Source organism: Alteromonas sp. ABH4_457 (assembly GCF_056160625.1).
Genome location: NZ_JBSWXN010000002.1, coordinates 373,073 through 388,433, shown reverse-complemented (window position 1 = coordinate 388,433; position 15,361 = coordinate 373,073). Strand labels below are relative to the sequence as shown.

Genomic DNA, 15,361 nt, shown 5'->3' with positions numbered 1-15,361 from the left:
AAACCTGCTAATTCAACAACCGCGCAAGTTTATCCTATGCCCCTTGCAATTTCACCCGCTCCGGTTCTGACATGGCTCATGTTAAACGGCACAATCCCGGCGTTAACCCGGCCTTAACCCTGCCTGATGTAATGTTGCAGCATACGAGTAAACCGGGTGTAGTAATGAAGAGGAAATTGCCGGTGCTCACAGTGAGCATCGCATTAATACTGTCGGGGTGTGCCAGCACCGGAGACACTACTGATAATGCATTAAGTGAACGGGTGACTGAGGAAATGGGGAAGACGGTTTCCTGGTTGCCTCAGTCAGACTCTGCTATGAGAACAGCCAGTCTTGACCAGTTGTTGCCGGTAGAAGCCGTGCGGGCGCTGGTGGATGAAGCGATAGCGCATAACCCAGGTTTGCAGCAAACACTCATTACACTGAAGCAATCAAAAATACGGGAGACATCTGCCAATGCGTCCCGCCTGCCACAGGCATCGGCCAGCTTGTCCGGTAATAACAGTGAAAATACTGACACCTCCTACAGTGCTTCGGTGAATGTCAGCTGGGAGATTGATATCTGGAACCGTATCGGTGACAGTGTGGATGCCGCGGCTTTTACTACCCGAAGTAATGCGGCGGCGTTGCAGTCGGCAAGGGCCACGCTGGCGGCCAGTGTGATGCAGGGCTACCTCGATATCATCAGCCAGCAGAAAATTCTGGATATTGAAAAGAAGAAACTGGCCGCGCTTGAGAACAGCGAGAGCATCATTTTAAACCGTTACCGCACCGGCCTTGGCACACTGGCAGATTTAGATACAGCCCGTACCAGCAGTGCAACGTCACGGGCTAATATTGCTGAATATGAAAATAATCTGGCCAGTTCAAAACGTGCGCTGGCGGTTTTGCTGGGGCGCAGCGATATGTCACTGGCTGATGTTGCCATCAGCGAGTCGTTCCCTGATGTGGTATTGCCGCTGACTGCATTGCCGGAACAGGACCTGGCGCGGCGTCCTGATCTGATGGCGGCGTATTATCAGATTAAAGCTAACGAATCCTCTGAAAAAGTGGCGTACAAGCAATTACTGCCGTCACTGAATATTACCGCAGCCCTGAGTGACTCTGGTACAACACCCGCGCTGTCGTTGTTCAAAGACCCCGTGTGGAGCTTACTGAACAGTATTACGGCACCGCTGTTTCAGGGCGGTGAGCTGCGGGCAAATATCGCGCTGGCAGAGCTGGATACACTGAACAGCTGGTGGAACTATCAGGACACACTGCTTACCGCGGTACAGGAAGTGCAGGCAACACTGGATCTGGAAAACAGCTATCAGCGCCGGCAACAGCATATCAGTCAGGCTTACAGCAATTCACGGCGTAGTCAGGACAACTACACCAGTCAGTATCGTCAGGGGCTGAGTGATATTCTCGATTTATTGTCAGTTACCCAGACTACCTATTCTCTGGAAGCACAACTGGTTCAGCTTCAGCGCAATCAACTTTCAAACCGTATCGATTTAGGGCTGGCACTCGGCCTTGGAGTATCGTCATGAGTCAGCAACGTAAAACCCTTTTCATCACTCTGGGCGCAGTCTGCGTGGTTATTCTCGCTGTTATGTTAATTGGTGGGAATGGTGCACCACCGGGACCGCCTGGCGCGCCGTCTTCTGCTACTGCGGCAAAGCCTGAGACTGCCGGCACAGAAAATGGTAACGAGAAGACACAACAGGCTGCACCGGCAGGCAGGATGCCGGGCGCAGGGCAACAGCAAACCACTACCATTCCTGAAGTGGGTGTGGTCAGTGTGGCTGCAAAGTCTCATAAGGCCAATGTAGAAGGTTACGGTCAGGTAAACCCCCGTTTTAATCTGACGTTATCTGCGCAGGTATCCGGACAGGTACAGTCGCTGAGCAAACGGTTTGAAACCGGCGCACAGTTTAATAAAGGGGATGTACTGGCCACCATCGACAATACCGATTATGAACAGGCTGTAGCGGCAGCACAGGCTACGCTGGAAGACGCAAAAGTAGCGCTGGAAGAAGAGCGCTTACAGGGCCAGCAGGCACTGTCTGAATGGCAACGCTCCGGACTGGAAGGTGAGCCATCATCTTCTCTGGTTCTGCGCGGACCGCAACTCGCTGCGGCAGAAGCTACAGTTGCCCAGGCAGAAAAAGCGCTGGCGCAAGCGCAGCGTGATCTGGCCTTTACTCAAATTACTTCACCGTTTAACAGTGTGGTGGTAACCCGTAGCATTCAGCCCGGCAGCTTTGTGCAGTCGGGCGCTGAAATTGCTGCATTGTATGCCACGAATGTGGCAGAAATCGCCATACCGCTGTCAGCGACACAGTGGAACAATCTGCCGTCACCGGCGACACTGAAACAAGCGCCCTGGCCGGTCACACTGACCGACATGGACGGTTTAACCCGCTGGGAAGGTGTGGTTGAGCGGGTAGAGCAGCATTTGGACACCACATCCCGACAGCGAAGCGCGATCGTGGTGGTCAACGACCCGCTTGCTCAGGCATCTCCGCTGTATTTTGGTACGTATGTGGTGGCAGAAATTGCCGGCCGTGAATGGCAGGATGTGTGGCAAATTCCGTCTTCTGCGATTTCGCAGAAGCAGGAAGTCTGGTACGTCACGCAAAGCAACACGCTGGATAAATTTACCCCGCAGGTGTTGTTTATGGAAAACGGTCATGCCTACATTACGCCGGTTGCCGGTATGGAGACCGCGAAAGTGGTCGTGCGGCCGCTGAACAGTTACCTGGTCAATATGAAAGTAAATCCGGTAGCGGAGGTCGGCAATGGCGGCGAATAACAGCAGTATCATCGGCTGGTTTGCCCGCAACCCGGTGGCGGCAAATCTGTTAATGCTGGGAATGATCATTGTCGGGCTGGCGTCTTTGGGTGATATCCGTAAAGAGGCTTTCCCCAGTATGGATCCCCGCTTTATCAATGTTTCCATGACCTACGACAGCGGTGACGCGGTTCAGGCCGAAGAGGGCATTGCGATTAACATCGAAAATGCGCTGGAAGGTGTGCCCGGGATTAAGCGCATTACCTCTACGTCTACGGCCAGTGGCAGTAACGTACAGATTGAAAAGGAAAGTGATTACGATCTCGATACGTTGCTTACGGACGTGAAAACCAAGGTAGACAGTATCTTCAATTTTCCGTCTGATGCAGAAAAGCCGGTGATCTCCAAAGGACGGCGTCAGGATCACGTGATTTGGGTGCAGCTCTACGGTGATACTGACCACGACACATTGCAACAACTGGGCGATCAGCTGGAGCGGGATTTACTCGCCAAAGACGAAATTCGTGAGGTCAGTACGCCTAATTTTATTGACCCCATGATGTCCATCGAAATTGATGAGGCTAAGTTACAGGCATACGGACTGACCATGTCTGATATCGCCGATACCATTAATCAGGAGTCGGCTACCGCCCTCACAACCAGCCTGCGGAACAAAGAGAAGGTGATCCGGCTTAAAGCCTCTGAGCAGGCCTATTATGCAGAGGACTTTGCCAACATTCCGCTACTGGCCGACGACAGCGGCACATTCCTGACAATCGGTGATGTGGCTGACGTGACCGATATGTTTGCCGATGATACCTACACGCTGGCCCGGTACAATGGTGTGAACGGCTATGGGATCCAAATCGTGATGGATGAAAACGGCGATGTGGTGAACATGGTGGCACAGGCGAAAAGCGTGGTAGAAGAGTGGTATGAGCGGGGTCTGTTACCGGAAGGCGTAGAGCTGGAAACCTGGTATGACCGCAGCACCATGATTACCGACCGTCTCGCCCTGCTGACTAAAAATGCGCTGTCCGGCATCGTGCTTGTATTTATCACGCTGGCAGTGTTTCTGAATCTTCGCGTGGCATTCTGGGTGGCCGCCGGTCTGCCGTTTATCTTCTTTGGTACCCTGTTTTTCATGACTGACAGCTTCGTTGATATGACCATCAACGAAATGACTACCTTCGGGTTTATTATGGCGCTGGGTATCGTGGTGGACGACGCCGTGGTAGTGGGGGAAAGTGTATACGCCACCAGGCAAAAATACGGAGACACACTGCAAAACACCATCAAAGGCACCATGCGGGTTGCCGTACCCACATTATTCGGGGTATTGACGACTGTTGCGACATTCTTTGCATTGTCTAACGTGGAAGGCGGGCTGGGTAAGCTTTATTCCCAGTTCGGCATGATTGTTACCATCTGTCTGCTGCTGTCGGTGGTGGAATCAAAACTCATTTTACCTTCTCACCTGGCCCATTTACCTACGCACAGAAAACCCCGTAAGGGCATTGCTGATCTGTGGGGCAAAGTGCAGCGGGGTGCTGATCGCGGCTTAAGTTTCTTCAACGAACGGATGTATCAGCCGGCACTGCGCAAAGCCATTCAATATCGCTATGCCGCTGTCATGCTGTTTGTCGCCCTGTTTATTCTGGTGATTGGTATGCCAATGAACGGTGTGGTGCGGGTAGGCTTTTTCCCCAGTATGCCCGGTGACACAGTGGAAGCGTCAATGACGTTGCAGAGTGATGCCAGCTTCGGTCAGAACGAGAAAAACCTGACTCGGCTCGAAAACACGCTTAATCAAGCGGATGATTTTCTGATGAACAATCTGGGCCTTGAAGGTTCAGGCATCGCCAATTTGCAGGTGACGGCGTCCGGTGATCAGAGTGGCAGCATCATTGTTTCACTGGCAGAGGGTCAACCTTACTCGCTGGATGAACTGGCGTCGAAATGGCGTGAGCTTGCCGGTGAACCTGAAGGGGTGAAGCAATTAAAAATTCAGTCCCGCCGGGAAATGGTAAACGCCTTCCAGGTAGAGCTGAAGAGCATCAGTGACAGCACGCTGACAGCAGCAGAAGCTGCGTTCCGTGAAGCGCTGGCAAATATAGACGGTGTGCACAGTGTAGAAAGCTCACTGACGCCCGGGGAAGCCATGTTGCGTTTCGAATTGACGCCGCAGGGCCGCGCACTGGGCATGGACACAAAGAGCTTGTCACAGCAGCTGCTGCGGGCATTTGGTGGTGAAATTGTACAGCGCTATCTGCGCGATAAAAACGAAGTAAAAGTGCGGGTACGTTACCCTGAAGCAGACCGGGCAAACCCTGCCGATATCCTGAACGCCAGAGTGCGTTTGAACGACGGCACTGTGGTGCCGCTGGACGTGGTTGCCCGTATTATCCCTGACAGCCAGCAGAAGCAAATCACCCGGATTGATGGTTTGCGGGCGCTTACTGTCTCTGCATCCGTTGTTAGTGATGAAATCACCTCCACTGAGTTGGTGGAAAAACTGAACAGTGAACTGGTGCCGGTACTTACCCGCCAGTATCCGGATTTGTCAGTGCATTTTGCTGGTGAAGCAGAACAGCAGGAAGAAACACAAAGCTCTATGGAAACGGTGTTTATCCTGGCACTGGTGGCCATTTACGCTTTGCTTGCCATTCCGCTTAAATCTTATGTTCAGCCGGTGATCATTATGATGGCAATCCCCTTTGGTGTGGTAGGCGCTATCCTCGGTCACTGGAGCAACGGTTTGATGATGAGTCTGTTGTCTCTGAACGGTATTCTTGCCCTCAGCGGCGTGGTGGTGAACGATTCGTTGCTGCTGGTTTCCCGTTATAACGAGTTACGCCGTTTTGGTGCCGATGTGCAGGACGCCATTATCGAGTCGTGTAGCAGCCGCCTGCGGGCAGTATTACTGACATCCGTGACGACGTTTGCCGGGCTGTATCCTATTCTCGGGGAAACCTCGAAACAGGCACAGTTTCTGATCCCTGCTGCAGCATCGCTGGGCTATGGTATTCTGTTTGCTACTGTCATCACCCTGTTGTTAATTCCTGCACTGGTGTTAATTAATGAAGATGTGCGAAGCCTGATGGTGCGTGGCCGTGAGCATTTAAAAAAACGTTTCGGAGACCGTGATGACCACATTACTGCTGGTTGAAGACGATTTAGATTTAGCCGGGAACATTGTTGATTATCTGGCACTGGAAGATTTCGACTGCGATCATGCCAGTAACGGTGTGGCGGCGCTGAATTTTCTGGCTGAAAACGAATATGCCGTGGTGATCCTGGATATTAATCTGCCGAGACTGGATGGCCTGTCTGTGTGTGAACGGCTACGTGAAAAGGGTGACGATACGCCGGTTATCATGCTCACCGCACGGGATCAGTTAGATGACAAGCTGGCAGGGTTTGCTAAAGGTGCTGATGATTATCTGGTGAAACCCTTCGCCATGGCCGAGCTGGTGGCACGTTTGCAGGCGCTGTCGCTACGACGAAGCGGGCAGGTAAAGCAACTGAGATGTGGTGAACTGTGTGTGGATGTGAACGGAAAAACGGCCACGCTGGCAGGTGAGCCGGTGAAAATGAGTCCTACAGCGTTTATCGTACTCGAACAGCTGGTGCGGGCGTATCCTGCGCCGGTATCCCGTGAAATGCTGTCCCAGGCCGTGTGGGGAGAAAACCGGCCGGACTCCAATAGCCTGAAAGTACATATTCATCATTTGAGAAAGGCACTGGGGAAAGAAAGCGGTTTGGATGTGCAGTCTGCCACCGGTGTCGGTTTCAAATTAGTTTCCGGAGCGCAATAGTATGGTTCGTGGCTTCAGTCTGAGTTTGAGACGCTATATTCTCATTGCCCTGCTGGTAATGGGAACAGTCGTCATCTCAGGTTTTAGTGTGCTCGCAATGATGAATTTTTTTGCCGGCATGGACGGCGTCATGCGTGGCACCATGATATCAGCCGCCAGAGAAGCACAAGTTGAGCCGGGCAAGCCTCAAAAAGTCTTAAGTTTTGTCATTGTCGCCGACTGGAAGGACTTTCCGGACAGCGTGAAATCAAAATTCAACCCGGACAAACTCCGGCCATTTCATTTACATAAAGCCGTTGAGCGATCGTTTATCTTCTTCAGGCCGTCCAGTGCCGTATTTGTGGTAAAAATTGCCGATCGTGATGGCAGATATCCCGACCGGTACGTAGCTCAGGTGTTTGACTCTCTTAAACTCGATGACGAACCTGAATTCATGATTTCCCATGAAGGCTGGTCCATGCTCCTGGGGCTGGGCGTGCTGGTGTTGTTCGCCGGGGTGCTGATGATCCTGCTGCGCAGCGTATCCAGGCCAGTTGAGCGACTGCGGTTATGGGCACAGGGGCTTAATGAACAAACGCTGGAACAACCTGTGCCGGAATTCAAATATCAGGAGCTTAATGAACTGGCGGGTATTGTCCATTCCAGCCTGCAACATGTGCGGGAAGGACTGGTGAGAGAGCGGGAGTTTGTTTCCCACGCCAGCCACGAACTTCGCACGCCTATTGCGGTAATCCGTTCCAGTGTGGAGTTGTTGCATAAACTGGAAGAAAAAGGGCCGTCAAAAGGCGCAAACGCCATCCGTCGCATTGACCATGCTTCCCATACTATGACAGATCTTACTGAAACCCTGCTTTGGCTTAGCCGTCAGGATCACGATGAACTGGCCGTATCTGACATTCAGCCGGGAGGGATGTTGTCTGCGCTGGTGCAGGATTTACAGTATTTGCTGACCGGAAAACAGGTGAACGTGGAACTCGCCACGGACAATGTCGTTTGCTCTATCCCGCCGACAGCCCTTCGCATTGTATGCGGTAACCTTATCCGTAACGCATTTCAGCATACCCAAAGTGGTACAGTTACCATAAGCCAGTCTGGTCATACCCTGACGATCGTCAACCGTGAAGACAATGCAGAACAGTATAATGACCCGGGAGGAAACGACGAATCAGGTTACGGTCTTGGCCTGGAACTGGTAAAAAGGGTCACAGCCAAGCTTGGCTGGACCTATCAGCATCGCTTTACTGCTGATGGCTGTGAAGTGAGTATTGTGCTTTCCTGATTAAAGTTTGCTGTTTGAGTATCATCTCACTGTCATAAATCTGCATTAATGTTGTCATCTCTCATTTCTTCAGCGAAGGCAACATTGAACGAAAGCAACTCTCCGGCTGACTGGCAGAGTATTACTGACCCGGCAGCCGTTCAGTCCCGCAGCGCGTTAAAAGCGTTTATCCGCGGGCTTACCAATGATCCGGTGGTAGCCGAAGACGTGCTGCAGGAAACCCTGCTGCGCACCAGTAAAAGTGTGCGCTTCGCCGAACTGGAAAATCCACTTGCCTACATGATTACTGTGGCGAAGTCGGTGCTGTATGATTTTCAGCGTAAAGCCGTGCCGAATGCCGTGGACTGGCAGAATGAAGAACTGGAAGCCGCCAACGACAGTCCCGAAACCCATTATCACAATGCAAGCAAACTGGCGTTTATTGAAAGCGTATTGGCGCAAATGTCGCCGTTGCGCCGGGAGGTTTTTGTTATGCGGCGGGTAGACGGTATGAGCCGGGATGACATCGCCGCCGCGCTGGATTTGAGCGTCGAAGCGGTGAAAAAGCACCTTACCCGGGCCATGGTAGAGCTTACGCTCAAACTGGAAGAAGCGGGTTGGACAGAATCTGCAGAATAATCATTCTTTTTGTCCCCGAATGCATAAAATCACCATCTATATAATTGAATGTAAGTAACAGAGGCACAGATGACACACGCAGATCATTTAGATCAGGCCGCAGACTGGTTTGATCGCTTTGATGAACTGGACGAACAGGGCAAGGTTGAATTGTCGCTGTGGCTTGCTGTGCCTGAACATCAACAAGCTTTCACGCGCATTGCAGCGGCGATTGGCCAGCCTGAGGTGGCAGCGGCAGCAATACAGCTAGCCAGTCGACAGCGCCACGATAAAACAACCACCATTGTGCCTGACGTCGTCGAAATACGCCGTACAGCGCGCCCGTGGTTTGCCATTGCAGCCAGTATGGCGGTGGCGGCAGTACTGGTTATTTGGCTGGGGTTACAACACAACAATACCGTGCAAACAGAGTCGCCAGTGACTGTGGCTCAGGCTCAGACACTGTCTGTCGAAACACACGCAGGCTCACCTGAATCGGCCGTGTTGCGAGATGGCTCGGTGGTCTATCTGAGCGGCAATACATCATTGCAGGTGAATCACACGCAGGCGTTGCGTGAAGTGAGTCTTACCCGGGGGCAGGCTTATTTCGATATTGCTCACGCTCCGGAGCGCCCCTTCGTCGTTAATGTCGATACCACCAGGGTGCAGGTCGTCGGTACCGCGTTCGATATCGATAAACTGGCGCATCAAACCGTGATCAGAGTGTACGAAGGTGTTGTTCGTGTGTTTGCTGACAAGTCGCTCACGCTGGTGAAAGGTGAGGGAGTAATCCTGGAAGATGGCAACTGGCACCGTACATTCAGAATCGACGACAGCCTGCTGCCTGAATGGCGTAGTGGCTGGCTGGATGTAGATAATCAGCCGCTTGGCATCGTAACCGAGCAATTGTCCCGCTATCTGAATAAGCCGGTGCACGTGGTAGGGAACGGTAACCAACGCATTAGCGGACGGTTTAATCTTAATGAAGCAGCGAAAAGCCTGCGATTGTTGGCGCAGACAGATGGGCTTTCACTGGAGGAAAAGGATGACGCCTACGTCATAACGGTGTCCGACTAGCAGGGCGGGTTGTGAAAGTGTTTAAGCCGTTAACGCTATCTCGCTTCTCGTTCACTGCCATCGCAGTGGCGACAGGTTTGTGCATTGCCTTACCCACCTGCGCAGCGGTTTCTTCATCGTCTCCTGTTCCTGTTTTTATTGCATCCCAACCGCTTAAAGACAGCTTGCGCGCGCTCTCTGAGCGGTTTGGTCAGTCTTTTGTCACTGACGCGGCTGTGGACATGAGCACTAACGCTCCGGCGGTAAATGGCCAGTTTACCTTGCCGCAAGCCTTAGAGGCACTGCTATACCCCGCTGGCTTGCAATACCGCATTACCGCCGATGGCATCGTGATTAGTCCGGCTGATGAACCGCTCCCCCAAGCGCCTATTGAAGAGGTGGCAGTTACCGGATTACGGGCTTCGCTGGATGTCTCCCGTCAGCGTAAGCGTGAGAATCACGTGATTTCCGATGTGATTGCAGCAAACGATATTGCCAGTTATCCAGACCGTAACCTGGCTGAATCGATGCAGCGTATTCCCGGCATGTCGATTACCCGTGAAGCCGGGGAAGGCCGTCAAATCATGCTGCGGGGGCTCAACCCGGATTTCACCCTGGTTACCCTGAACGGCATGATAGTGTTGGCGAACAACGATTCGCCCATGGATAGCAGACTTCAGAAGCAGCGGGACCGTTCTTTCGATCTGAATTTGTTTGCCACTGATTTGTTCAGTGAAATACAAGTGCTGAAAACCTACGATGCTGAATTACCCACAGGGGGAATGGCAGGCATTGTGGCGCTTAAAACCGCGCACCCTTTCGACCACCCCGGTTTACACTGGAACCTGTCTGCCCAAACCGGTGAGAACCAGTTTACCGACGCATTATCGAAGCGGGTATCTGCCATGGTGTCGAATACCCGTGGTCACTGGGGCGCATTGTTCTCTGTGGCCTACGGCACCCGTTCTTATCAGGAAATGGGCGCAAATACCTTTCGGTGGCGCAGTATTCCGCCTGATGGGGCGGATATCTCCGCCTTACCCACAGCGCTTGCCAATGCATGGCAAAATGGCGAGTTAACCATACCTCGGGGGAATCGCTACTCGGTATGGCAGAGTGACATGGACCGCGCCGGAGTGGGAGCCTCCATTGAATATAAAACCGACTTTGCCCACGTTACCCTGGATTGGTTGCACGGACGTTTGGCTGGTGAGCGTTACGAGTATCACTTGTATCCCCGGGGCTTTAATTCGACTCCGGTGATTGAAGGGGAAACCCGTATCGTTGATGCCGCTGTGAACGACCAGAACGAACTGATTTATGCGGCCTATGAACAGGCTCAGGTGGGAACGGAAAGTCGTTATCAACAAGTGGCCACCATTTACAATCAGTGGGTGATGAATGTTGAGCATCGTTGGGCACAGTCGCTAACCGGTAGCGGTGTGATTGGCCGGGAGCACGCCCGTTACGATATGCCCCGCAGCAACAAGGCCTACATGGAAGGGGAAACCGATATCACGGTGGATTATCGCCACGACGCTCGCTTTGCGGACATCACCTATCAGGACGATCTGACACAACCCACTTTCTGGCAAATGAAGGAACTGGACGCCGAAGCCTATTTCGCCGCCACGGATTTTTTCAATGCCCGCTATACATTAGCCTACAAGCCGACGGATAACACGACCTGGAAGACCGGCCTTGAGCTGGTTCATTTTCGCAATCAGACCGATTTCTATGATATTCAGGATCTCCTGTCTGCAGACTGGGCAAGCGGGCAACGAGACAGCACGGTGCCTGAAAGCTACAGCACCCCTCTCACTGCTCATCCAAAGCTGAACTGGCTGACACTCAATACCAACGCGATATTTGGTTATTTCGGATTGCCCTATGAGATAAGTGCACTGAAGGGCACCCATGCTGCCGCTGAAAGTGAGCATAGCACCGAACAAGACGACATCATCGAGCAGCGCCTGGCGCTGTATTCGTCATTCAGCACAGATTGGGGAAACTGGTTGCTGGATGCAGGCTTACGCATTGAAAGCGAGCAAACACGCATCAGTGATTCTGACAGCGAGTTCGCCCGCAACCGCACACTGCGTCACACCCATTGGCTACCTGCGGTGAATCTTCGTTATCGTTTAGCCACAAACAACACATTGCGCCTGAGTTTGAGTAAAACGCTGGGCCGCCCGCAGTTAGATGATCTGGCCGCGACTGTACGCTATGACAGCGAAGAAAATACGCTTTATGGCTACAACGACAGCCTGAAACCGTACAGTGCTTACAACATCGATGTGGCCTGGGAGCGATATCTTTCCGACACCAACCGGTTTGCAGTGAGCGCCTTTACAAAGTATCTGGATGACTACATCGTTTATGTAAGTGATAACTTACTCATCAGTGAGCTTCCGGAATACGAGGGCTTGTTTTCGCTATCTGCAAGCGACAATGTGACACTGGTCACTGCACAGAATGCCCGGCAAACCTGGCTTTATGGTGTAGAGGCCAGTGCTCAGCTTGAGACGCCCTGGCCATGGTCGCCCCAATACCATCTGGGTGTGGTGGGGAGTGTGAGTTATACCCAGGGCAATCTTACTTACCATAATGCCAATACCGGCGAAGCGCTGTCGGTGAAAAGCTTGCCGTTTCTATCCCCCTGGCTGGCGAACATTACTGCTTACTGGGAAAGCTACGATTTAAGTATTCGTCTTTCAGCCACCTATCGCGACGATTATCTCGCAAGGGTCGATAGCCAGACATTGCAGGATGAAGACGAAACCGGCTTCGAAGAAAGTGTGTATGTTGATGCCGTCGTTGCCTGGTATGTGGCGGATAACTGGGAATTGCGCCTGGAAGCCACAAACCTCACCAATCAACGGGAAATTCAGTATTCCGATTCCTCTCACCGCCCTTACAACACTACCTTAAGCGGACGGGATTACTACGTTGGTGTAACGTATCGTTTTTGAATCACCATTAAAGTATGTGTCAGGGCTAGATAGGTAAAAACAAAACAGATATGAACAAAAAAAGGGCCGTGAAACCGGCCCTTTTGGTTGTTCAGTGAGAACTTACATCACGTAAGTCACGCCCAGATATACAGTACGGCCACTTAGTGTGGTGTTGTACAGGCGGTCATCAGAGTCAGAGTACTGCTCTTCACGCTCATCGCTGAGGTTAATGCCTTCCAGGCTCACTTTCAGTTTCTCGTTAATGTTGTAGAACGCTGAGAAGTCATAGTAAGTGGTGCCGTGGAAACCCGCTTCATCCTGATCATCACTGGAAGTTTCTACCTGTGTCAGGTAGTCATCACGATGAGCAGCAGATATGCGTGCACCCCAGGTTTCTGTTTCATAGTAAACCGTTAAGTTATAGGTGTTTTTCGACAGTCCATAGAACGGACGGGATACCTGCACGTTTTCGCCGTCTACCAGCACATTGTGTACCGACTCGCCATCCGCATAGGTGTAGTTGGCAATCGCGCCTAGCTTATCAAACGGAGCTGGCAGGAAGTCGAAATCGCGCTGGAACGCCACTTCCCAACCGCTGAAATCGCTGTCTTCCAGATTCTGCGGCTGCGACACGTTGTATAGCGTGCTGGCAGACTGCGCCACGCCGTTTTCGTCTACCGCGCCTTCAATCAGGGCTGAAGGATAACCGGTCTCACCGTAAGGTGTAGGAATGGTGGTGGTGGCAATAAAGTTGTCGATATCTTTGCGGAAGTAAGACAGGGCTGCGTAGCCTACATCATCAAAATAGTATTCAACGCCGGTTTCCATGTTCAGGGTTTCGAATGGCTGCAGTGACGGGTTACCAGAGCTGATAGACAAACCACTTGAACCGGCCAGCGGATCGGTGTTGATACTACCGCCCACGGCCAGGTTATTCAGTGTTGGGCGAGTAAGGTTTTTACCTGCACTTGCGCGTAAAACCAGATTGTCGGTGGCATACCACGCCAGGTTCATCGCTGGCAGGAAACCGTCGTAGTCACTCTCAATGGTAACGTAATTGGTGTCGTTAACCAGGCCGGTAGACGCAATTTCTGTTTCGTAATAACGCACACCAAAGTTTGCTCGCAGTTCGGTATCGCCTAACAGCATGTTCACATCGTAAAGCGCGTACGCTGCTTTGGTTTCTTCTTCCACCTTGTTTGGCGTACGGCTCATGGTGCCATTGCGGTCGATATTGAAGTCGGCAAGCACAGCGTTCACATCAGTACTCAGCCACGACTGACGCTCGTGCCCGTTGTTCACGTACACAGTGGCAGGGTCAACTATGTCAGACACTTCACCCGACTGCCATTCACTGCGCAGCAGGTTATTGGTCTGCAGGTAGTTGTCCATGTGTTTGAACTTCTTATACGACAACCCGAACTTCACGCTGCTGATATCATTCAGGAACAAATCGGCATCGATTTTAGCCACGTCGAAACTGTTCTCTACTTCGTTTTCAAGCAGGTCAATTTCATGGTAGCGAAATTCATCGATGTTAGTCGGATCGTAATCGTTGATATAGGTGTTCTGGCCATAGAAACGGTCTGGGCGGAAATCCAGTGTCATGTCGGCGAAGGACTCAAGATACACTTTAGCGCTGTTGTCTTCATATTCGCTTTTCATGTGACCAGCAAGTGCAGATAGCGATAAATCAGAGTTCACTGTCCAGTCTGCATTGAATACAAATTGGGTAATTTCTGTTTTCGCTGTTTGATCGCGGCTTTCTGAATGCAGCGCCGTGTTTTGCCATTCTGAGTACACCACTTCATTGTTACTGTTGTATTCAATGTCAGTTAGTTCAGAGCAGTAGTAGCGCGCGCCGTCATCATAGTCCGGCCCGGTGCAGCCTAATGCGGTTGAGCTGGAACCACGGCTTTGCAGGTGGAATTCAGAGCGCTTGTTATCCAGTTTGCCGTACAGCGCATCTAAGCCGAACGAGAGGTCGCTGGTAGGACGGTATTGCAAAGCAACCGTTGCCCCCAGACGGGTTTGATCGCTGTTAAACAAAGAATAGCGACTACCACGGGAGAAGCGCAAATCACCACTGTTTACCGCGTCTTGATCTTCCGCTGATAACGCAGAAATATCAGAACCTTGAGCATCACGAGGACGCCAGCGATAGGTGTTATAGCCCTGTTCGCTGGTATCGCGGTTGCTGTATGCGATGGAGAACAGTGCGCCGAACTTGTCCCAGGTATTCGAAACCAGAGCCGCGATGCGCGGACTGGTGTCCCCGGTATTTGAGTTTTGACCCGCTTGTGCACTGATAGCACCTTTAAAGCCGTCATAATCAAAAGGTTTGGCAGTATGCAGACCAACAGTACCGCCGATACCGCCTTCATCCATGTCTGCAGAGTATGATTTCTTCACGTCGATTTGGTTAAACAGTTCAGACGCAAAAATGTTGAAGTCGAAAGAACGTGAGTTGTTTGTGGTACCGCGGCTGTCCATGGGTGAAGAAGACGTGCCCAGCGCTTCCATGCCGTTTAGTTGTACTTGCGTAAAGTCAGCATTTAGACCACGTAATGAAATCTGACGGCCTTCGCCGGCTTCACGGGTAATGGTGACACCCGGTACACGCTGCAGGGATTCTGCCAGGTTCAGGCTGGGGAAGTCGGCAATGTCTTCGGCCAGAATGGTATCTTGTGTGCCCAGCGCATCTTTTTTCAGATCTTTTGCTTTAATGAGTGAGCTACGAAAGCCTGACACTTCAATTTTTTCAATTTCGTCGGCACTGGCTTGTTCTTGCGCCACGGCAGCAGAAGAAACGGAGCCTAATACGCTGATGACGGAAGCCGCCAATACGTGTTTTTTAAACGTGGTTGTCATAGTGTGT

At 51.8% G+C, this 15,361-nt stretch carries 9 protein-coding genes; 8 read left to right on the top strand and 1 reads right to left on the bottom strand.

From position 1 onward, the window contains the following. The first annotated feature begins 71 nt into the window (after positions 1-71). From ACXAGR_RS04860 to ACXAGR_RS04825, 8 genes are all read left to right on the top strand, one after another. Entirely contained in the window at positions 72-1,535 is a 1,464-nt protein-coding gene (locus ACXAGR_RS04860; RefSeq protein ID WP_474848450.1) for a TolC family protein, read from the top strand. Next, entirely contained in the window at positions 1,532-2,800 is a 1,269-nt protein-coding gene (locus ACXAGR_RS04855; RefSeq protein ID WP_474841846.1) for an efflux RND transporter periplasmic adaptor subunit, read from the top strand. The genes ACXAGR_RS04860 and ACXAGR_RS04855 overlap by 4 nt, the downstream gene beginning before the upstream one ends. Continuing rightward, the gene (locus tag ACXAGR_RS04850) at positions 2,787-5,948 is read left to right on the top strand and encodes an efflux RND transporter permease subunit (protein WP_474848448.1); all 3,162 of its coding nucleotides are present in this window, start codon (positions 2,787-2,789) and stop codon (positions 5,946-5,948) included. The genes ACXAGR_RS04855 and ACXAGR_RS04850 overlap by 14 nt, the downstream gene beginning before the upstream one ends. After that, on the top strand, positions 5,926-6,597 hold the full coding sequence (locus tag ACXAGR_RS04845; RefSeq protein ID WP_474841842.1) for a response regulator transcription factor: 672 nt from the start codon (positions 5,926-5,928) through the stop codon (positions 6,595-6,597). The genes ACXAGR_RS04850 and ACXAGR_RS04845 overlap by 23 nt, the downstream gene beginning before the upstream one ends. A 1-nt stretch (position 6,598) precedes the next feature. Continuing rightward, positions 6,599-7,876, top strand: a complete 1,278-nt coding sequence (locus ACXAGR_RS04840; RefSeq protein WP_474848446.1) for a sensor histidine kinase — start codon at positions 6,599-6,601, stop codon at positions 7,874-7,876. 48 nt (positions 7,877-7,924) lie between these two features. After that, on the top strand, positions 7,925-8,494 hold the full coding sequence (locus ACXAGR_RS04835; RefSeq protein WP_474848444.1) for an RNA polymerase sigma factor: 570 nt from the start codon (positions 7,925-7,927) through the stop codon (positions 8,492-8,494). Between the two features lie 69 nt (positions 8,495-8,563). Then, on the top strand, positions 8,564-9,550 hold the full coding sequence (locus ACXAGR_RS04830; protein WP_474848442.1) for a FecR family protein: 987 nt from the start codon (positions 8,564-8,566) through the stop codon (positions 9,548-9,550). A gap of 11 nt (positions 9,551-9,561) precedes the next feature. Continuing rightward, the gene (locus ACXAGR_RS04825) at positions 9,562-12,501 is read left to right on the top strand and encodes a TonB-dependent receptor (RefSeq protein ID WP_474848440.1); all 2,940 of its coding nucleotides are present in this window, start codon (positions 9,562-9,564) and stop codon (positions 12,499-12,501) included. A gap of 102 nt (positions 12,502-12,603) precedes the next feature. Here ACXAGR_RS04825 and ACXAGR_RS04820 read toward each other — a convergent pair whose 3' ends face one another. After that, complete coding sequence (locus ACXAGR_RS04820; protein ID WP_474848438.1) at positions 12,604-15,354, bottom strand: TonB-dependent receptor; 2,751 nt, start codon at positions 15,352-15,354, stop codon at positions 12,604-12,606. Between the last annotated feature and the right edge of the window lie 7 nt (positions 15,355-15,361).

Bases quoted from the DNA above. Each gene is read 5' to 3' on its own strand.
- ACXAGR_RS04840 (WP_474848446.1), top strand. From the start codon at position 6,599: ATGGTTCGTGGCTTCAGTCTGAGTTTGAGACGCTATATTCTCATTGCC.
- ACXAGR_RS04820 (WP_474848438.1), bottom strand. From the start codon at position 15,354: ATGACAACCACGTTTAAAAAACACGTATTGGCGGCTTCCGTCATCAGC.
- ACXAGR_RS04845 (WP_474841842.1), top strand. From the start codon at position 5,926: ATGACCACATTACTGCTGGTTGAAGACGATTTAGATTTAGCCGGGAAC.
- ACXAGR_RS04855 (WP_474841846.1), top strand. From the start codon at position 1,532: ATGAGTCAGCAACGTAAAACCCTTTTCATCACTCTGGGCGCAGTCTGC.
- ACXAGR_RS04830 (WP_474848442.1), top strand. From the start codon at position 8,564: ATGACACACGCAGATCATTTAGATCAGGCCGCAGACTGGTTTGATCGC.
- ACXAGR_RS04850 (WP_474848448.1), top strand. From the start codon at position 2,787: ATGGCGGCGAATAACAGCAGTATCATCGGCTGGTTTGCCCGCAACCCG.
- ACXAGR_RS04835 (WP_474848444.1), top strand. From the start codon at position 7,925: ATGTTGTCATCTCTCATTTCTTCAGCGAAGGCAACATTGAACGAAAGC.
- ACXAGR_RS04860 (WP_474848450.1), top strand. From the start codon at position 72: ATGGCTCATGTTAAACGGCACAATCCCGGCGTTAACCCGGCCTTAACC.